Origin of the sequence: Bradyrhizobium sp. Leaf396, assembly GCF_001424605.1 — a bacterium.
In the GTDB taxonomy this organism is placed as follows: Bacteria; Pseudomonadota; Alphaproteobacteria; order Rhizobiales; family Xanthobacteraceae; genus Bradyrhizobium; species Bradyrhizobium japonicum_C.
Genome location: NZ_LMQJ01000034.1, coordinates 103,271 through 122,163, shown reverse-complemented (window position 1 = coordinate 122,163; position 18,893 = coordinate 103,271). Strand labels below are relative to the sequence as shown.

19 protein-coding genes, 1 tRNA gene and 1 riboswitch are annotated in these 18,893 nt (G+C 65.4%); of the genes, 14 read left to right on the top strand and 6 right to left on the bottom strand.

Features of this window, described 5'->3' with window-relative positions:
* Positions 1–56 precede the first annotated feature (56 nt).
* Positions 57–1,064, top strand: a complete 1,008-nt coding sequence (locus tag ASG57_RS25305; RefSeq protein WP_057197980.1) for an Hsp33 family molecular chaperone — start codon at positions 57–59, stop codon at positions 1,062–1,064.
* A gap of 121 nt (positions 1,065–1,185) precedes the next feature.
* On the opposite strand, the gene apaG is transcribed toward ASG57_RS25305, so the two are convergent.
* Positions 1,186–1,578 (bottom strand): Co2+/Mg2+ efflux facilitator ApaG/CorD, encoded by a 393-nt coding sequence (gene apaG / locus ASG57_RS25300; RefSeq protein WP_024337101.1) that lies wholly within the window; start codon positions 1,576–1,578, stop codon positions 1,186–1,188.
* Positions 1,579–1,771: 193 nt separating this feature from the next.
* On the opposite strand from apaG, the gene ASG57_RS25295 reads away from it, so the two are divergent.
* From ASG57_RS25295 to ASG57_RS25285, 3 genes are read left to right on the top strand one after another with little or no spacing between them, the layout of a single operon-like run.
* Positions 1,772–3,028 (top strand): OpgC domain-containing protein, encoded by a 1,257-nt coding sequence (locus ASG57_RS25295; protein ID WP_057197978.1) that lies wholly within the window; start codon positions 1,772–1,774, stop codon positions 3,026–3,028.
* Positions 3,028–3,807 carry an SGNH/GDSL hydrolase family protein gene (locus tag ASG57_RS25290; RefSeq protein ID WP_057197977.1) on the top strand — a complete coding sequence of 260 codons (780 nt, stop codon included), beginning with the start codon at positions 3,028–3,030 and terminating at the stop codon, positions 3,805–3,807. Before ASG57_RS25295 ends, ASG57_RS25290 begins: the two co-directional genes overlap by 1 nt.
* Positions 3,808–3,819: 12 nt before the next feature.
* Entirely contained in the window at positions 3,820–4,800 is a 981-nt protein-coding gene (locus ASG57_RS25285; RefSeq protein WP_057197975.1) for an SGNH/GDSL hydrolase family protein, read from the top strand.
* Positions 4,801–4,871: 71 nt separating this feature from the next.
* Here ASG57_RS25285 and ASG57_RS25280 read toward each other — a convergent pair whose 3' ends face one another.
* Entirely contained in the window at positions 4,872–6,059 is a 1,188-nt protein-coding gene (locus tag ASG57_RS25280; RefSeq protein WP_057197973.1) for an O-succinylhomoserine sulfhydrylase, read from the bottom strand.
* Between the two features lie 74 nt (positions 6,060–6,133).
* A riboswitch (SAM riboswitch) is annotated at positions 6,134–6,213 on the bottom strand.
* Between the two features lie 80 nt (positions 6,214–6,293).
* On the opposite strand from ASG57_RS25280, the gene ASG57_RS25275 reads away from it, so the two are divergent.
* From ASG57_RS25275 to ASG57_RS25260, 4 genes are all read left to right on the top strand, one after another.
* Positions 6,294–7,430: a 2'-deoxycytidine 5'-triphosphate deaminase gene (locus ASG57_RS25275; RefSeq protein ID WP_156402812.1), complete on the top strand. Its 1,137-nt coding sequence runs from the start codon at positions 6,294–6,296 to the stop codon at positions 7,428–7,430.
* 104 nt (positions 7,431–7,534) lie between these two features.
* Entirely contained in the window at positions 7,535–7,948 is a 414-nt protein-coding gene (locus ASG57_RS25270; RefSeq protein WP_057198212.1) for a PAS domain S-box protein, read from the top strand.
* 104 nt (positions 7,949–8,052) lie between these two features.
* Positions 8,053–9,105 carry a hypothetical protein gene (locus ASG57_RS25265; protein WP_057197969.1) on the top strand — a complete coding sequence of 351 codons (1,053 nt, stop codon included), beginning with the start codon at positions 8,053–8,055 and terminating at the stop codon, positions 9,103–9,105.
* 157 nt (positions 9,106–9,262) lie between these two features.
* Positions 9,263–10,708, top strand: coding sequence for an MATE family efflux transporter (locus tag ASG57_RS25260; protein WP_057197967.1), 1,446 nt, complete (start codon positions 9,263–9,265; stop codon positions 10,706–10,708).
* Between the two features lie 150 nt (positions 10,709–10,858).
* Here the strand turns inward: ASG57_RS25260 and ASG57_RS25255 are convergent, their stop codons facing one another.
* The 3 genes from ASG57_RS25255 to ASG57_RS25245 are packed head-to-tail and all read right to left on the bottom strand — an operon-like array spanning position 10,859 to position 12,702.
* A complete protein-coding gene (locus ASG57_RS25255) occupies positions 10,859–11,218 on the bottom strand; it encodes a VOC family protein (protein ID WP_024337110.1) in 360 nt (119 codons plus the stop codon).
* Positions 11,219–11,274: 56 nt separating this feature from the next.
* Positions 11,275–12,114 (bottom strand): helix-turn-helix transcriptional regulator, encoded by an 840-nt coding sequence (locus ASG57_RS25250; protein ID WP_057197965.1) that lies wholly within the window; start codon positions 12,112–12,114, stop codon positions 11,275–11,277.
* A gap of 9 nt (positions 12,115–12,123) precedes the next feature.
* Positions 12,124–12,702 (bottom strand): methylated-DNA--[protein]-cysteine S-methyltransferase, encoded by a 579-nt coding sequence (locus ASG57_RS25245; protein WP_024337112.1) that lies wholly within the window; start codon positions 12,700–12,702, stop codon positions 12,124–12,126.
* A gap of 170 nt (positions 12,703–12,872) precedes the next feature.
* Between ASG57_RS25245 and ASG57_RS25240 the strand changes: the two genes are divergently transcribed.
* The 3 genes from ASG57_RS25240 (at position 12,873) to ASG57_RS25230 (ending at position 14,202) form a co-directional block, all read left to right on the top strand.
* Positions 12,873–12,946, top strand: a tRNA-Gly gene (locus tag ASG57_RS25240).
* 182 nt (positions 12,947–13,128) lie between these two features.
* The gene (locus tag ASG57_RS25235; protein ID WP_057198211.1) at positions 13,129–13,710 is read left to right on the top strand and encodes a helix-turn-helix domain-containing protein; all 582 of its coding nucleotides are present in this window, start codon (positions 13,129–13,131) and stop codon (positions 13,708–13,710) included.
* Positions 13,711–13,728: 18 nt separating this feature from the next.
* Positions 13,729–14,202, top strand: a complete 474-nt coding sequence (locus ASG57_RS25230; RefSeq protein ID WP_024337114.1) for a GNAT family N-acetyltransferase — start codon at positions 13,729–13,731, stop codon at positions 14,200–14,202.
* 1 nt (position 14,203) lies between these two features.
* Here the strand turns inward: ASG57_RS25230 and ASG57_RS25225 are convergent, their stop codons facing one another.
* Positions 14,204–14,731 (bottom strand): DUF1003 domain-containing protein, encoded by a 528-nt coding sequence (locus ASG57_RS25225; protein ID WP_024337115.1) that lies wholly within the window; start codon positions 14,729–14,731, stop codon positions 14,204–14,206.
* A 225-nt stretch (positions 14,732–14,956) separates the two neighbouring features.
* On the opposite strand from ASG57_RS25225, the gene ASG57_RS25220 reads away from it, so the two are divergent.
* From ASG57_RS25220 to xylA, 3 genes are all read left to right on the top strand, one after another.
* Positions 14,957–16,027: a LacI family DNA-binding transcriptional regulator gene (locus ASG57_RS25220; RefSeq protein ID WP_057197962.1), complete on the top strand. Its 1,071-nt coding sequence runs from the start codon at positions 14,957–14,959 to the stop codon at positions 16,025–16,027.
* 82 nt (positions 16,028–16,109) lie between these two features.
* On the top strand, positions 16,110–17,564 hold the full coding sequence (xylB, locus tag ASG57_RS25215; protein WP_057197960.1) for a xylulokinase: 1,455 nt from the start codon (positions 16,110–16,112) through the stop codon (positions 17,562–17,564).
* Positions 17,565–18,887 (top strand): xylose isomerase, encoded by a 1,323-nt coding sequence (gene xylA, locus ASG57_RS25210; protein WP_057197958.1) that lies wholly within the window; start codon positions 17,565–17,567, stop codon positions 18,885–18,887.
* Positions 18,888–18,893: the final 6 nt, after the last annotated feature.

Here is an 18,893-nt window from a genome sequence, read left to right as displayed (position 1 = left end):
GACGGAATGCCGGCGTTCCCCTTCCATTTTCCGCCTCCGACCCCAAATAGTGCGCCATGGTTTCCCAATCCCCTGACATGAAAACCGGGCCGGAAGGTCCGGTTCGCGCACCATCGGCCGTTCCGATCGACGACGCGGTGCTGCCTTACGAGGTCGACGCGCTCGACGTGCGCGGGCGGCTGGTACGGCTCGGCCCGGCGCTCGACGACATTCTCACCAAGCACGATTATCCGGCGCCGGTCGGCAAGCTGCTCGGCGAGGCCATCATGCTGACGACGCTGCTCGGCAGCGCGCTTAAATTCGAGGGCCGCTTCATCCTGCAGGCCCAGACCGATGGTCCGGTCTCGTTCCTGGTCGTCGATTACGTGGCGCCGGATCGCCTGCGCGCCTATGCGCGCTTCGATGCCGCGCGTCTCGGCGAAGCCAAGGATTCCGGCACGCTGCTTGGCCGCGGCCATCTCGCCATGACCATCGACCAGGGCCCCGACATGAGCCGCTACCAGGGACTGGTCGCGCTCGACGGCGGCAGCCTGGAAGACGCCGCGCATGAATATTTCCTGCGCTCCGAGCAGATCCCGACGCGCGTCCGCCTCGCAGTCGGCGAGGAGTGGCGCTCGAGCGACGGCGGCAAGCATCGCTGGCGCGCCGGCGGCATGTTGATGCAGTTTCTGCCCAAGGCCCCCGAGCGTGCCCGGCAGGCCGATCTGCATCCCGGCGATGCCCCTGACGGTACCGAGGTGCACAGCGTCGCCGAAGACGACGCCTGGGTCGAGGCGCGCTCGCTGATCGAAACCGTCGAAGACATCGAGTTGATCGATCCCGAGCTCTCCGGCGAGCGGTTGCTCTACCGTCTCTTCCACGAGCGCGGCGTGCGCGTGTTCAATCCGCAGGTCCTTCAGGCCCGGTGCTCCTGCTCGCGCGATGCGGTTGCCTCGATGCTGAAGAGCTTCTCGCCCGACGACCGCGCCGCGATGGTGAAGGACGACAGGGTCGTCGTCACCTGCGAGTTCTGCTCGTCGGTCTACCAGTTCACGCCGCACGAGGCGGGCGTCGAGGACGCTTAATCCTATCCTCCGTCATTGCGCGCCAACCGGTCCGCGCGAAGCGCGGCCTGGTGACAGGCTCCGCGAAGCAATCCCGCGTCTTTGCGCGGTGGCGGTCTGGACGGCTTCGCTGCGCCCGTCCTCAGTTCAACACCCGCTTGTTGTCGGGGCTGTCCAGCGAAAATGTCGGTACGTCGATTTCGAAGCGCTCGCCGGTTTCGCTGACCATCTGGTACCGACCGGTCATGAAACCGGAGGCGGTCGAGAGCGGCACGCCGGAGGTGTATTCGAAGCGCTCGCCGGGGGCCAGGATCGGTTGCTCGCCGACCACGCCCTCCCCCTTTACCTCCTGTTGGCGGCCGGAGGCATCGGTGATGATCCAGTGCCGCGTCTTGAGCTGCACCGTCTCCTCGCCCGAATTGGTGATCACGATGGTGTAGGACCAGAAATAGCGTGAGCGGTCCGCCGACGACTGCTCCGGAACAAAGTTCGGCTCGACGGTCACTTCGATCTGGCGGGTCACGGCGCGGTACATGGCTGCATCATACCGAAATCCGTCCCGGGAACCAAACGCCCCAGGCGGCTTCGGCGACATCGTCCGGCCAGATTTGGAAGGGAAGGACACCCACAGTGACCTCCTGATGTGGGTCCGGCCGCTTTGCGAGACGGCCGCCGGACCGCTACATTCCGTCAACGTCGCGATTTGCGGGAAGGGTTTTTTGCCCCCGATGACCATTGCCGACCAAGTGACGGGACCGACGATCGCGGGCGCCGCTGGCCCCAAGCCCGCGGCGGCCAAGCCACGCACCGCCGTACCCGCCATTACGCTGCCGGCCATCGGCGAGCGCGAGCTCCGGCTCGATCTGTTTCGCGGACTCGCCTTGTGGCTGATCTTCGTCGACCACCTGCCGCCCAGTCTGCTGACCTGGTTCACGATCCGCAATTACGGATTCAGCGACGCTACCGAGATCTTCATCTTCATTTCCGGCTATACCGCCGCCTTCGTCTACGGCCGGGCGATGCTGGAGAGCGGCGTCGTCATCGCCACCGCGCGTATCCTGCGCCGCGTCTGGCAGATCTACGTCGCCCACGTCTTCCTGTTCACGATCTTCCTCGCCGAAATCTCCTATGTGGCGACCCGCTTCGAGAACCCGCTCTATACCGAAGAGATGGGCATCATGGACTTCCTCAAGCAGCCCGACGTCACCATCGTGCAGGCGCTGCTTTTGCGTTTCCGTCCCGTCAACATGGACGTGCTGCCGCTCTACATCGTACTGATGCTGGCGCTGCCCTTTATCCTCTGGTCGATGAAGTGGCGGCCCGACGTCACGCTCGGCCTCTCGGTCGTGCTCTACGCAGTGACCTGGGAGTTCGATCTTTATCTGTCGGCCTATCCGAACGGATTCTGGGCCTTCAATCCCTTTGCCTGGCAATTGCTGTTCGTCTTCGGTGCATGGTGTGCGCTCGGAGGTGCGCGCCGCATGTCGCGCATTCTGTCGTCACGCGTCACGATGTGGATGGCGATCGCCTATCTCGTCGCGTCGTTCTACGTGACGTTGACCTGGTATGTGCCGCAGCTCTCCCAGTTCATGCCGAAGCTGATCGAGCAATGGATGTATCCGATCAACAAGACAGATCTCGACGTTTTGCGCTTCACGCATTTCCTGGCGCTGGCCGCGCTCACCGTGCGTTTCCTGCCGCGGGATTGGCCGGGCCTGAAGTCGCCTTGGCTGCGGCCGCTGATCCTGTGCGGTCAGCATTCGCTCGAGATCTTCTGCCTCGGCGTCTTCCTGGCCTTCGCCGGCCACTTCATCCTGGCGGAAGTCTCCGGTGGCGCAGTCATGCATGCTTTGATTAGTCTCTGCGGTGTCCTGATCATGTGGGGCGTGGCGTGGGTGATTTCGTGGTATAAGCGCGTGGCTGACAAGAGCGGTGCGAAAAGCAAAAACGCCGTCGGCAACGCCGATCTGGCGGGAGGGGGCTGATGAAGGCGAAGGTTCTCCTGAGCCTGATCCTGCTTTGCGGTAGCCTCACCGCGCCGACGGCGCGAGCGAGCGATGCTGCGCCCACGGCTTCCGTTGCGCCCGCTTCGTGTGATTTGCCGGCCTATCTGCTGACCAGCGAAAGCCCGCTGCCCAAGGTCGCCGCCGCCGTCAAGGCTGGCAAGCCGCTCGAGATCCTCGTCATAGGCAGCCGCTCGACGACCATTCCATCTTCGGAGAACAGCTCGTACCCCGCGCGCATGGAGGCGATCCTCAAGGAGAAGCTGCCGCCGTCGGAAGTGGTGCATGTCTCCGTAGAAATACAGAGCAAGAAAACGGCAGAGGAGACCGCCGCCACCTTCGTTAAGCTGATGGAAGCAAAAACGCCTACCTTGGTGATCTGGCAGACCGGGACCGTGGATGCTATTCGAGCCATCGATCCCGACGACTTTCGCAGCGCCGTCACCGAAGGCGTTGTTGCATTGCAAAGTGCGGGGACTGACGTCGTCTTGATGAACTTGCAGTACAGTCCACGGACCGAAACCATGATTTCGGCCCAGCCTTTTCTCGATAATATGCGGGTCGTGGCACAGGAGCACGACATCCCGCTGTTCGATCGTTTCGCAATCATGCGGCAGTGGAATGATCAGGGTCAGTTCGACCTGTTCAGCCCGTCCCGCGGGCCCGAACTGGCGAAACAGGTCCATGATTGCCTTGGCCGGGCGTTGGCACAATTCGTGATCGACGCAGCTCACCGCGAGCCGGCCCAGCAGCAAAATTGAGGTCTAGCGTTAATGAGTTCTCTCCGCCCTTTTTGCCTGACGACATGGCTGGCCGCGCCCGCAGCCGCAGCGCTGTTGCTGCTGGCGCCGGCCGCATACGCTCAGACGCCAGCCGCACAGCCGACACCGGCGCAGCCGGCTGATCCGACTTCCGCTTCGCCTGCCCAGACCACCGTTGCCGCGAGGTCGTCCGAGCAGCGCGGCGTCACCTCGCGTGCCATCGACAAGGTGAAGGAGGTCGCAAAGTCGGCCGCCGACATCTTCAACCGTGTGCCATGCCTGCCGCCGAAGGGCGGTTCGAAGACGATGGGCTCGCTGCCGCACGTTGCGGGCAAGCTCGCCGCCGGCCAGTCCGTCGTTATCGTCGCGTTCGGCTCGTCGTCGACCCAAGGGTTCGGCGCGAGCTCGCCGGAGTTCAACTATCCCAATCGTCTCGCCGCGCAGCTGCGCCGGCACTACCCGACCGCCGACATCACGGTCATCAATGCCGGCGTCGGCGGCGAGGATGCCCCCGAGATGATGAAGCGCCTCCAGACGCAGGTGATCGACGTGCATCCGGATCTCGTGATCTGGCAGGTCGGCACCAACGCCGTGCTGCGCAATCTCGATCCCGGCGACACCGTGAAGCTGGTCGAGGAGGGCATCAGCCGCATCCAGGCCGCCGGCGGCACCGACATCGTGCTGGTCGATCCGCAATATTCGCCGGCCGTCAATCAGCGCGCCGAGAGCGCCGGCAAGATGGTGAAGCTGCTCGGCAAGGCCGCCGAGCTCCGTCACGTGGGCATCTTCCCGCGCTTCGAGGTGATGCGCGATTGGCACGAGAAGCAGGCGATTCCGGTCGAGGGCTTCGTCATCGCCGACGGCCTGCACATGAACGATTGGGGCTATGCCTGCTTCGCCCAGCTATTGGGTGACGACATCATCCGGTCCGTCGACCAGATCAAGCTCGGTGTGAACGTGCCCGCGGACGTGAGGACATACCGGCCGATGTGAGAAGGCGAATAGGGAATGGCGAGTAGCGAATAGATCGACCTATTCGCCAATCACTCTCCGCCATTCGCTATTCACGCCTTCGCCAGCGCCGCCGTCAGATCCTCGATCAGATCGTCGGGATGCTCCAGCCCGGCCGAGAAGCGGATGAAGCCTTCGCTGATGCCGAGAGCGGCGCGGTCTTCCGGCTTCAGGCGTTGGTGTGTCGTCGTCGCCGGATGCGTGACGAGGCTCTTGGCGTCGCCGAGATTGTTGGAGATCTTCGCAAGCCTCAGTTCATTGAGGACGCGGAAGGCAGCCGCCTTGCCGCCCTTGACCTCGAAGCCGACCAGCGTCGAGCCGCCGCGCATTTGCTTCTTGACCAGTGCTGCCTGCGGATGATCGGAGCGGCCGGGATAGACGAGCCGCGAAATCTTCGGATGGCTCGCCAGCACCTCCGCGATGCGCGCAGCGGTATCGGTCTGCGCGCGCACGCGCACGCCGAGCGTCTCGAGACCCTTGAGCAGGACCCAGGCGTTGAACGGCGAGATCGACGGGCCGGTCTGGCGCATGAAGTTGTGGATGTGCTCGGCGATGAAGGCCTCCGAGGACAGGATGATGCCGCCGAGGCAGCGGCCCTGGCCGTCGATATGCTTGGTCGCGGAATAGACGACGACGTCGGCGCCCAGCGCCAGCGGACTCTGCCAGATCGGGGTCGCGAACACGTTGTCGACCACGAGCCGTGCGCCGCCTCCGTGTGCGATCTCGGCGATGGAGGGAATGTCGAGCACGTCGAGCGTCGGATTGGTCGGGCTCTCAAGGAAGAACGTCTTGGTGTTCGGCCGAAGTGCACGCTGCCATTGGTCGAGGTCGAGCCCATCGACCAGCGTGGTCTCGATCCCGTAGCGCGGCAACAGGTCCTGGATGACGTAGAGGCACGAGCCGAACAGCGCGCGCGAGGCCACCACGTGATCGCCCGCCCTCAGCGGCGCCAGGATCGCGGTCGTCACCGCGGCCATGCCGGTCGCCGCCGAGCGGGCAGCCTCGGCGCCCTCGAGCTCGATCATGCGGCGCTCGAACATCGCGACGGTGGGGTTGGAGTAGCGCGAATAGATGAAGCCGGGATCCTCGCCCTTGAACCGCGCCTCGCACTCCTCAGCGCTGTTGTAGACGTAGCCTTGTGTCAGGAACAGCGCCTCGGACGTCTCGCCATATTGCGAGCGCAGGGTCCCGGAATGGACCAGGCGGGTTTCGGGACGGTAGGCAGCAGGCGACTTTGACATTGGACCCTCCGACATGACCATCGACGCGCAAATGGTCACAAAAAAACCGGCCTGGATATCTCCACGGGCCGGGATCACAGAGGTCCCCGGCCTGTTTAGCGACTTATTTAACGTGGCTGCAAGCCGGCCGGCTCAAATCACCACGGGATAAGTGATGCTCATATTCCGCAACGCCCTTTCCGTCAAGGCGTCCATCGGCTAGCCGTAAACGGCCGGCATGTCCCGCATGTCGGGATGCGACAGACCCCTGATGAGGACCCCCGGTTGACGTTCACGGTCGCCGCCGACGCCAATGGTATCCTGCCCGACCGCATGATCGCGGCGATGGCGGAAGCGGGGCTCATTTTGCCGGCGTACGACTTCGTCGAAAGCCAGATCCAGCCGGCGAGCCTCGATCTGCGCCTTGGTGATATCGCTTATCGCGTTCGCGCCAGCTTCCTGCCGGGCCCTGGTGCCACGGTTGCCGAACGCATCGACGAGTTGAAGCTGCACGAGTTCAGCCTCGCCGACGGCGCAGTGCTTGAGACCAACTGCGTCTACATCGTGCCGCTGCTGGAGAGCCTGGCGCTGCCGCCGGAGATCGTCGCGGCCGCCAACCCAAAGAGCTCCACCGGCCGGCTCGACGTCTTCACTCGCGTGATCGCCGACGGCACCCGCCGTTTCGACATGATCGGCGCCGGCTATCATGGTCCGCTCTATGCCGAGATCAGCCCCAAGACGTTTCCGGTGTTGGTGCGCGAGGGCTCGCGCCTGAGCCAAGTGCGCTTCCGCACCGGTGACGCCATCCTCAACGCCGACGAACTCGATGCGCTGCATGCCGCCGAGCGTCTCGTCGACGTCGACGATGCCGATCTCTCGGGCGGCGTCGCCGTCTCCGTCGATCTCTCCGGCGAGAAGGGCGGCGGCTTCGTCGGCTACCGCGCCAAGCGCCATACCGGCGTCGTCGACGTCGATCGTCGCTCCGGTTATGCGGTGGAAGAATTCTGGGAGCCGATCTCGGCGCGTCCCGACGGCAGCCTGATCCTCGACCCTGGCGAGTTCTACATTCTGGCCTCGAAAGAGGCGGTGCAGGTGCCGCCCGATTACGCCGCGGAGATGGTGCCGTTCGATCCCTTGGTAGGCGAGTTCCGCGTGCACTATGCCGGATTCTTCGATCCCGGCTTCGGCTATGCCGGCGCAGGCGGACAGGGCGCACGCGCCGTGCTGGAGGTTCGCTCGCGCGAAGTTCCGTTCATCCTCGAGCACGGCCAGATCGTCGGCCGCCTCGTCTATGAGAAGATGCTGGCCCGTCCGGACGCCATGTACGGCCAGCGCATCGGCTCGAACTACCAGGCTCAGGGCCTTAAACTATCGAAGCATTTTCGGGCGTAGCTGCATCCTGTCGCCCGGATGGAGCGCTCGTGTGATCCGGGAACTCTCGCCGAGAAAACCCAGATTGCGCTGCGCTCCATCCAGGCTGCATGCGAGGTGACGAGATGAGCAATCCATCCGATCTCGACATACGTATCATCGAAGACGTTGCGGACGCGCTGATCTATTCGGATCGCTCCGGCACGATCACGCGCTGGAATCGTGCTTCGACCGTGCTGTTTGGCTTCTCCGCCGCCGAAGCGCTCGGCCAGAATCTCGATCTGATCATTCCCGAACATCTTCGAGCCGCGCACTGGAAGGGTTTCGAGGCCGCGCTTGCGAGCGGCACCACGAAGCTTGCAGGCAAGCCGACCCTGACCCGCGCGCTGCACAAGAGCGGGCGCAAGCTCTACATCGAGATGACCTTCGCGCTGGTGCGTGATTCCGGCGGCAACGTGCTGGGATCAGCGGCGATGGCGCGGGACGTCACCGAACGCACCGAGCGCGAGCGAGCGGCCAAGGCTGCACAAAATTCGTGATGCGGAATTGGCGGCGTGCAGTGCAGGGCGGCCTGCATGCGCCTCATGTTGCCTGCCACCGGGCGCGGTGACACACTCGATCAAAACCAGGATCGGGAGTGAACATGACCGCCGCATCAGATACAGCGCAGGAAACCCAATGGAAGCGCTGGCGCGCGATCGCCGATCTCTACCACGCTTACTTTACCGGTCTGATCCTCACCGTGGTCACGCGGCGCGGCACCGCGGATGCAGCTGAATTCGTCTTCCGCGTGTTCCGCCGTCAGCAGCAGGAACGCTTCCTGCCGGGTCTCGAGAAGCTCGGCCTCGACCATCTGCCGCCGGCGGTGGCCGCTGCGCAATATCACTATCTCTCCAACTGGATCGGCGGCGTGCATGTCGAGTACATGTATGAGAGCGACACCAAAGCCTGGATCCGCTACCCGCCGCCACGCTGGATCTGGAAAGGCACTGCGATCTGCGGCATCCCCGGCGAGGTGTCGCGGGCGATGTTGCGCGGCTGGCACGCCAACAACGGCGTCGCCCTCGGCGATCTGCGTCTGGGCTTCGTCTGCACCAAGCAGAGCGTCGACGGACAGGACGGGCTCGAAGGTTATTATCATCAATACGACCATCCGCTCGAGGTCGACCAGCGGCTCGTCTTCGCGCGTCACCTCGAAGCGCCGCTGTTCGACGCGAACAGTGCCCCGGCGCTGCCTGTCGCGAGCTGGCCGAAGCCGCGTCTGGAGAAGGCCTATCGCAACTATGCAATGGAATACGTCCGCACGGCGGCGCCCGTGCTGGTGCAGCTGTTTGGTCCGGAAGATGGCGGGTATCTCCTGCACCTCACGGGGAAGCTGGTCGGCATGCAATATTTCGATGAGGTCGCAGCAGCTCTGACGATGCGCCGCGGTGGCGCACACGAGTTCGCATCGTTCCTGAATGCGCTGTTCGCTGCGCAGGATGACGTGGCCGAGACCACACAGTCCGAGGGTACGTTCGAAATCCGCCAGCAGAGCTGGAAGCTGATGGACGACGTCGCCGACTATCACCCCGCCTGCGCGGAAGTGCTTGAAGGATTGTTCGAGGGGCTGGCTGCGGGATGCGGGCGGCACATCGGCGTGCACCTGCGGCCTTCCGTCGGCGGGCGTCCGCCGCTGGTGTGGACGATCCAGTAATCTCACATGGAAATGCACTGTCGCAGGGCATGCTTGCGCACTGCGCAGGAGGAATCTTGGCGAGCCGTGCTAACAAGCCCGTGCCGCGCACCGCGCGCAAGCAGATTATTGGCACACCTGTTCATTACTGCGCCGCAAGTGGTGCCCGGGAGAGGACATGTCCGACATCGCCGAGATCCCGGTCGATGAGCAAGAACGCCCGTTGCCGCCACCTCCGCCGCCGATCAGGAGCGCGCTGACCGACGGCCCGATCCTGCGCACGCTGCTCTCACTCGCCTGGCCGAACGTGATCGGCCTGTCCGCCGGCATCTGCGTGGTGATTGCGGAAACCTCCTATGTCGGCCGGCTCGGCGTCGAGGCGCTGGCGGCGATGGCGCTGGTGTTTCCGACCATCATTCTGACCATGACCATGTCGGGCGGGGCCATGGGCGGTGCGGTGGCCTCGGCCATCGCGCGCGCGCTCGGCGCCGGGAACCGCGAGCGCGCCGGCACGCTCGCGGTCCATGCGCTGCTGATCGGCGTCAGCTTCGGCCTCGTCTTCATGCTCGGCATGCTGATCTTCGGACCCAAGGTGCTCGAAATGCTTGGCGGCCGCGGCGATGTGCTGACGCATGCGATCGCCTACACGCAGGTGTTTTTCGGCGGCGCCGTTCTGCCCTGGCTGCTCAACACCATGGCCGGCGTCTTGCGCGGCACCGGCAACATGAAGCTGCCGTCCTTCCTCATCCTCAATTCGGCGGCTTGGCAAATCGTGCTCGGCGGCACGCTGGGCCTCGGGCTCGGACCTGTGCCGCGCCTCGGCATGCACGGCGTCGCCGCCGGGGCGCTGATCGCCTATTCCATGAACATCTGCATCATGGGCTGGTACCTTTTCTCTGGCCGGGCGCGGATCGTAATGAGGCTGCGCGGCCTGCGCATTCAATGGGCGATGTTCTTCGACATCCTCAAGGTCGGCGCCATCGCCTGCTTCTCGCCGCTGCAATCGGTTCTGACGATCTCGATCTTCACCCACATGCTGGCGAAGTTCGGCACCGCGGTCCTCGCCGGCTACGGCATCGGGGCGCGGCTCGAATTTTTGCTGACCTCGATCGCGTTCGCGTTCGGCATCGCCTGTGTGCCGATGGTTGGCATGGCGATTGGCGCGGGCCGTATCGCGCGCGCCCGGCGCATCGCCTGGACCGCCAGTGCTGCCGCATTCGTGGCGGTCGGCGCGCCGGCCTGCCTCGTTGCGATCTTCCCCGACCTCTGGGTCAACATGTTCACGGACAGCCAGGCGGTGCGCGCGGCGAGCCATCAATATCTGTCCACGGTCGGGCCGTTCTACGCCTTCTTCGGCCTTGCCACGACGATGTATTTCTCCTCGCAAGGCGCAGCCAAGGTGATCGGGCCGGTGCTGGCGCAGACGGCGCGGCTGGTCTACATCGCGGGCGTCGGCTGGTGGCTGTCGACGCACGACGCGAGCGCGCAGAGCTTCTTCTGGCTCGCCGCAAGCTCGATGGTGGTGCTCGGCCTTCTGTCATGCTCCAGCGTGGTGCTGACGCGCTGGGGACCGCGCAAGGGCAAGCCGGGGATCAGACCTGCACTGTCGGGCGCAGCCGACTAGCGGGACTTGTCGCGGCGATGGGGCCGCCGGTATGGCGAGCCGCGTCGATATTGCGGGATCATCGCCATCATGTCGCTGCCATTGCTGCCGCCAAGCAGCTCGGCGGCTGCTTGGCAGATCACCTGGTGAATGCGCGTGCCCCTGCGGCCTTTACGTACAAACCGCCTCGACATTGTTGCCGTCAGGATCGATCAGGAACGCCGCGTAATAGGTCGGACTGTAGTCCTTGCGCGGCCCGGCCCCGCCGTTGTCGCGGCCGCCGCTCTTCAGCCCTTCGCTGTGAAACGCCTTCACCTCGTCTTGGTTTTTGGCACGGAAAGCGATGTGGGCACCGTCGGCCTTGCGGCCCTTGTTCAGGTGCAGCCACAGCGCCGGCTCGCCCTTCGGCCCGAAGCCGGCATAACCGTCGCCGCTCGAGCACAGGACATAGCCGAGCGGCGCCAGCACTGCGGTGTAGAAGCGCGTCGCGGCGTCGAGGTCGGCAACGCGAAGTCCGATGTGGTCGTACATGATTGTCTCCATCGATTCAGCGCGCCGACGGCGGCGCAAGCCGGAGACGAAGCTAGTCAGTTGAGGGCAAGCCGCTCTTGGAGAATCTTGCGCTCCCCTTTCGAGGCCTGGCGGAATTTCGTCGGGGACACGCCGGCAGCGCGATGAAACGTACGGACGAAGTTGGAGAGATCGCCGAAGCCGACGTCATAGGCGATGTCTGTGACCGCGATGTCGCCGTCGGTGAGCAACCGCGCCGCGTGCCGCAGCCGCGAGCGCACCAGATATTGATGCGGGGTGACGCCGAGCACGCTCGAGAACAGCCGGAGGAAATGAAACGGGCTGAGGCCGGCCTGTTTTGCTGCCTGCTCGAGATCAAGCTCGGCATGCGAGTTGTCGTCGATCCACAGCGCGGCCTCCACGGCGCGGCGGCGATCGCGGGCGGTGGGCGTGGCTGGCTTGCGGGTCTTGCCCGAGGCGACGTCAACAAAACGGCCGGCGAGGATCTGGCCGACCTCGTCGAGCCCGATGTCGCTGTTGCCATCTGCTGCCGTCTGGGCGAGCTCGCCCAACACCATCAGCTCGGGCAGCGGCGGCGTCGCGCCGACCTGCCAGACCTTGCGCTGTCCGCCGAGCGAATCGACGAGGTGTTCGCTCAGGAAGAACGACAGGCAGACGTCACCGGACACGTGCTCATGCGTGCAGGTATATTCCTGGCCCGGTGCGCCGATCAGCATCGAGCCCGCCACCAGCTCGAAGAAGCCGGCGCGGCAATGGCAGCCGAAGCTGCCGGAACGGACATAGGCGATGGAATGGCCGGTGCGGCATTCCTCAAAGGGCGTGTCGTCCGGTCCCGCATCGCAGCGAAACTCGAAGACAGTCATCGATGGCGTCGTCAGCAGCGCGGTGGCGTCCATCCCGCCTATCTAGGTCGAGGCGCGCGGCGGGGCAACGGGCAGCAGAACATCGAACAGAGTCTTGCTGGCGAGGGGATGGGCGCCTTCGAGCGCCAGCAGCCGCCGCTTCGAGATCACGCCGCCATAGGGCGAGAGCCGGTCGGTGTAATTGCCGGCTTCCAGCACCCGGTGACAGGGCACGATCAGCATGAAGGGATTCTTCGCGATGGCTTGCGCCACCGAATACACCGCTCCGGAGGCACCCAGCGCCTTGGCGACTTCGGCATAGGTGCGCGTCTCCCCGCGCGGAATGGTGCAGACGAACTCGTAGACGCGCTGGTTGAAGCCCGGCACGCCGCCGGCGTCCAGGCTGACATCGGAGAAATCGGGATCGCTGCCCTGCAGCAGGCCCGTGATGCCCTCGATCGCAAGCTCGGCGTTCTCGGACGGCCGCTGCTCCCGCGCCTCGGGATGGACCTGGAAAATCCGGCGGCGGGTGTCGATTTCCCGCGCCTCCGGCAGCTGCACCGCGATCACGCCGGTGCTGCTCCAGATGATGCCGCAGCGCCCCAACGCCGTGTCGAATATCGCGTAAGCCCGCTCCACCATGCACACGCCCCACTCAGTGCACGTCCTCCCAAGAGCAAATCATAACACCGCCACAATCCGGCGCACCTGGAATCTTTCCAGGACGTTAACAAGCGTCCCGCCCGCGGCGCCAAGGCGCTTGGCGAGACGCGCCGTCTCGGCTAATCAGGAGGGGCGCAAGGCGCGCGCAAGCGGGCGTAGTTCAATGGTAGAACGGCAGCTTCCCAAGCTGCATACGAGGGTTCGATTCCCTTCGCCCGCTCCAAGCTGCCCGAAGAATCCAAGCTTCCAGGGTCCAAGTCCGTTGGTGCAAACGGATCAGCTCCCGTGCGACGCCAAGTTTCTAATATATTGGACTGTGGCTGCCGGCGTTTGCATGCGTGCGGGCTAAGCTGCTCCCGCCCTGATGGTGCTGTCTTCGTATTGGTCGCTGTTCGGATGAAAGCCTTGGACCAGCAGAAACTCGACCGCGCGATCGGCCGGCGCCTGAAGACGCTGCGGACGCAGGCCGGCATGACGTTGAACGAGCTCGCGGGCCGCTCCGGCGTCAGCCGGGCCATGATCGGCCGGGTGGAGCGGGCGCAGAGCAGTGCGACGGCGGCGCTGCTTGGAAAGCTCTGCGCCGCGCTCGACGTGTCGCTGAGCGATGTGGTCGCGCTGGCCGAGAAGCCGCCCGAGCGGCTGGTGCGGCTGGCCGACCAGCCGCACTGGCGCGATCCCGAAAGCGGCTATCGCAGACGGCATGCTTCCCCGACGGATGCGGCGAGCGGCATCGAGATCATCGTCGTCGACCTGCCGGCCGGCGCGCGGGTGCCGTACAGCCCCTGGGGCCGCAACGCCTTCACCCAGCAGCTCCTGATGCTGCAGGGCGCGATCGCCGTGCACATCGATGCCAAGGCGGTGCGGCTGCGCGAGGGCGATTGTCTGGATTTCGACGTGATGCGTGCCGTGATCTTCGAGAACGAAACCAGGCAGGACGCGCGCTACATCATCATCACGCGGCGCGGCGCCGCCTATGGAAAGATGTGAGATCCTGGAGACCTGACGATGCAGATCCGCACCGGTGACACCTATGATCCCCGCGTGATCGCGCTGCTCGATCATCACGTCACGGCAGCGCGGGCGCAGACAGCGCCGGGCAGCGCACATGCGCTCGATCTCGCGGGCCTGCGTGCACCCGATATCGCCTTCTGGACCGGCTGGGACGGCGAAGCGCTGGTCGCCACCGGCGCGTTGAAGACGCTTTCGTCCGACCACGGCGAGGTGAAATCGATGCACACGCTGCAGACCACGCGCCGGCGCGGCTTCGGCAGCCAGATGCTGCGCCACATCATCACGGAGGCTCGTGCGCGCGGGATGACCCGCCTCAGCCTCGAGACCGGCTCGTGGGACTACTTCAAGCCGGCGCACGCGCTCTATCAGGCGCACGGCTTCGTCATCTGCGGGCCATTCGAGGGCTACGTCGAGGATCCGAACAGCCTGTTCCTGACCCTGGACCTGTCGGCGCCGGCGCACCGGTAGCTCAGGAGCGCGTCTCCTCGATCTTGTCGAGCACGCGCTCCGGCGCAATGTCCCGCGCCGCTTCCTCCATATCGCGCTCAGACTCCGGCTTGACGTCGAGCCGCTCGGCGATCTGCGTGAGCAGGCGGGCAACCTTGGTCAGCTCGTGCTCGGCGAGCAGGCTGATCTGGAGGTCGAGGTCGGCGCGCTTGTCGGCGGCCGCGGTCATGCGGTTCTGCGAGATCAGCACGAAGGTGGAGAGGAAGATCGCCTCCACCGAGGCGATCATCGCCAGCACGACGAAGCTCTCGTCCCAAGCCGGAAGGCCGGGGATCCAGTGCAGGTTGGCGATGATCCAGAACCCGAACACGGCGAGGTGGAGGCAGACGAACGTCATGCTGCCGGTGAAGGTCGTGACGGCGTCTGCGACCTTGTCCTGGCCTCTTGCCGCCTGCTGCTCCCGGCGCCGCCGCTTGACCAGCGCCTGGATGTTGCGTTCGAGCGTCGGGCTCAGGCCCTCGCTGGAATGATGGGTGATGTCGCTGCGCACTTGGCGGCAACGGTCCCCGGGGGAAGCTGTTCCTAGAGCGGAATGGCTTAGGTTGATTCGAGTGTCGCGGGCCATTGACCTCTCCCAGCTTGCGGGAACGTCGGCGCAAGCGCCGGGTGAGGGCTGTCTCCTCCTGGAAATCGTCCGAGGGCAGGTCAGGTTCAAGCCGGTCAGTACCCTCAAAATGAGTTGCGTACCTCAAAACACCTCTGCTAGCCTTCAGCTATGGCCGACACGCTCACACCGACTGCGCTGACGCTGAAGGACATCGCCCGCGAGGCGGGGGTCAGTCTCGCGACCGTCGACCGCGTGCTGCACAACAGGCCGGGGGTACGCCCGGATACGGTCCGGCGCGTCAAGGAAGCCATCGCTCGCAACTCCTTCCAGCCCCATGTGGCCGCCGCCGAGCTCGCGCGCGGCCGCGCCCGCCGCTTCGCGTTCGTGATGCCGTCGGGGCCGAACCCGTTCATGCAGCAGATCGAGGCCTATCTCGGCGAGATGGCGGCCTGGCTGTCGGCCCGCCGCCTCAAGGTCGAGATGGTCGCAACTGACGTGTTCGAGCCCGCCGCGCTGGCGGCCTCACTGGAGGCGCTGTCGGGCGACTACGATGGCGTTGCCGTGGTGGCTCTGGACCACCCCAGTGTTCGTGCCGCCATCAACGATCTCGTCGACGCCGGCACCAAGGTGGTGACGCTGGTCTCGGACGTGCCGTCCTCGCGCAGGCATCATTATGTCGGGATCGACAACATCGCTGCCGGGCGCACCGCAGGCGCGCTGATCGGGCGGCTGGTCGGCCAGAGGTCCGGCAAGGTCGCGATCGTCGCGGGCTCGCAGGGCCTGCGCGACCACGCCGAGCGCATCTTCGGCTTCAACCAGGTGATGGCGACGGAATTCCCCGATCTCAGCGTGCTGCCCGTGCTGGAAGGGCGCGACGAGGACGAACGCTCGGAGCAAATGCTGGCACGGCTGTTCGGCGGACATGCCGACATTGTCGGCCTTTATAATGTCGGTGCGGGCACGCAGGGCGTCGCCAAGGCGCTGAACGACAAGGCGCTGAACGACAAGGCGTTGAGCGAGACCGGTCGCGACAAGGTCGTGTTCGTCGGACACGACGTCACTGCGTTGACGCGCCGATTGCTGCTCCAAGGCTTGATGGATGCCGCGATCTCGCAGAATCCCGGACATGAAGCGCGCGCGGCCGTCCGCGTGCTGCTCGCGCTCGCCCGCGGCGAGCCGATCTTGAGCGAACAGGAGAAGATCAGGATCGACATCGTGATGCGGGACAATCTGCCTTAGCGGCAGGTGAACTTGGATACAGGCCGTTCCGGGCGAAAGCGACGCAAGATCGCGCACCGCAGCCGGCCAAAGGGAGGATGACGTGTATCTCGGGATCGACATTGGCACGTCCGGTGTGAAGGCGGTGCTCGTGAGCGAAGCCGGCGCAGTCGTTGCGACCGCCTCGCGCGAGCTTGCGCTGTCGCATCCGGCGCCGCTGTGGTCCGAGCAGGATCCCGACGCATGGGTCGAGGCGGCCGTTGGCGCAGTCGACGATCTCGCCGCGCACCATCCGCACGATGTTGCGCAGGTCCGCGGTATCGGGCTGTCAGGTCAGATGCATGGCGCGACGTTGCTCGGCCAGGATGGCAGGCCGCTGCGTCCGGCCATCCTCTGGAACGACGGCCGCTCGCAGGCCGAATGTGTCGCGCTGGAGCGGCGCTGTCCCTCGTTGCACGCGATCGCCGGCAATCTGGCGATGCCCGGCTTCACCGCACCAAAACTGCTCTGGGTCGCGCGGCATGAGCCAAAGATCTTCGACCGCCTGGCAAAGGTGCTGCTGCCGAAAGCCTATGTCCGCTATCGCCTCACCGGTGAGATGGTCGAGGATATGTCGGACGCGGCTGGCACGTTGTGGCTCGACGTCGGCCTGCGCCGCTGGTCGGCCCTGCTGCTGCATGCCACCGGGCTCGACCTGCATCACATGCCGCGCCTGGTCGAAGGCAGCGCGGCCAGCGCGGTGCTCGCGCCGGATTACGTGCAGCGCTGGGGCATGCAGAAAAATGTGGCAGTCGCGGGCGGGGCCGGCGACAATGCCGCCAGTGCGATCGGGCTCGGCGCCATTGCGCCGGGCGACGCCTTCTTCTCGCTGGGAACGTCGGGCGTCCTGTTCCGCGTTACCGATCGCTTCGCCCCAGCGCCGGCCCTGGCCGTGCATGCCTTCTGCCACGCGCTGCCCGGCCTCTGGCATCAGATGGGCGTGATGCTGTCGGCGGCCGCCTCGCTGGCATGGCTTGCCGGCGTGATGGAGACTCAGCCTGCTGCGCTGTTGACGCGGCTCGGTGAGCGCGTCGATGGACCAAGCCCGGTCAAATTCCTGCCCTATCTCGATGGCGAACGCACGCCGCACAATGACGCGGCCGCAAGCGGCGCATTCGTCGGCCTGCGAGGCGCGACCGGGCGCGGCCAGATCGTGCAAGCCGTGCTCGAAGGCGTTGCCTTTGCCGCGCGCGACAATCTGGCGGCGCTGAGCGCGGCCAGCGGGCCGATCGCCGAGCTCGATCTCGTCGGTGGCGGCTCGCGCTCGCCGCTGTGGGCGCAGATCTGCGCCGACGTGCTCGGCATTCCCGTCCATCGGGTCGAGGAAGGCGAGGTGGGTGCCGCGCTCGGCGCTGCGCGGCTCGGCCGGCTCGCCGCGACGGGGGAAGACCCAGCAGACGTCTGCACCCGTCCGCGCCGCCTCGCGAGTTTCACGCCCCGCCCGTTCGTCGCTGCGGCCTATGACGAGGCCTATCGTCGCTGGCGTGCGCTTTATCCCGCGTTGAAGGAGTCTTCTTAAGTGAACGCGCCAGCCAAATTCTTCGATGTAAGTGCGCCCGTCGCCTTCGGAGGCAAGGACGCGGAAGGCGCGCCTGCCTTCCGCTGGTATGACAAGGACCGCCTCGTGCATGGCCGCCGGCTGGAGGACCATATGCGTTTCGCGGTCTGCTATTGGCATTCCCTGTGCTGGCCGGGCGGCGATCCCTTCGGTGGCGAGACCTTCCTCCGGCCTTGGCAGCACGGCACTGATCCGATGGCAATGGCACGCGCCAAGGCCGATGTCGCCTTCGAACTGTTCCGCCTGCTGGATGTGCCGTTCTTCACCTTCCACGATGTCGATGCGGCGCCGGAAGGCGCTTCGCTCGCCGAGTCCGTCGCCAATCTCAATGCCATCGCCGACCTGTTTGAGCAGAAGATGGCATCGAGCAAGGTCCGGCTGCTCTGGGGCACCGCAAACTTGTTCACGCACCGCCGCTACATGGCAGGCGCGGCGACCAACCCGGACCCCGAGATATTCACCTATGCCGCCGGCCAAGTTCGCGCCGCGCTGGAGGTGACGCACCGGCTCGGCGGCCAGAACTACGTGCTCTGGGGCGGCCGAGAGGGCTACGAGACGCTGCTCAATACCGATCTCAAGCGCGAACTCGACCAGCTCGGCCGCTTCATCTCGCTGGTCGTCGAGCACAAGCACAAGATCGGTTTCAAGGGGCCGATCCTGATCGAGCCGAAGCCGAAGGAGCCGACCAAGCATCAGTATGATTTCGACGCCGCGACCTGCTACGGCTTCCTCGAACGCTACGACCTGCTCAAGGACGTCAAGCTCAACATCGAGCAGAACCACGCCATTCTCGCCGGCCATTCCTTCCACCACGAGGTCGCGCTGGCAGAGGCGCTCGGCGTGTTCGGCTCGCTCGATATCAACCGCGGCGACGATCTGCTCGGCTGGGACACCGACCAGTTCGCAATGAACGTGCCGGAGCTGGCGCTGGTGTTCCACGAGATCCTGAATCGCGGCGGCTTCACCACGGGCGGGCTCAATTTCGATGCCAAGATCCGCCGCCAGTCGATCGACCCTGATGATCTCATCTATGCCCATGTCGGCTCGATGGATGCCTGCGCGCGCGCCTTCCTTGCCGCTGCCGACATGCTCGACGCCGGTACGCTCACCGCGCCGCTTGCAACACGCTACGCCGGATGGGCCTGCCCCGAGGGCAGGGCCATTCTCGCCGGCCAGCGTTCGCTGGCCGATCTCGCCGACCGCGCGCTTAGCCCCGGCTTCGATCCGCAGCCGCGCTCGGGCCGGCAGGAATACATGGAATCCCTGGTCAACCGTTATGTCTGAGGAACG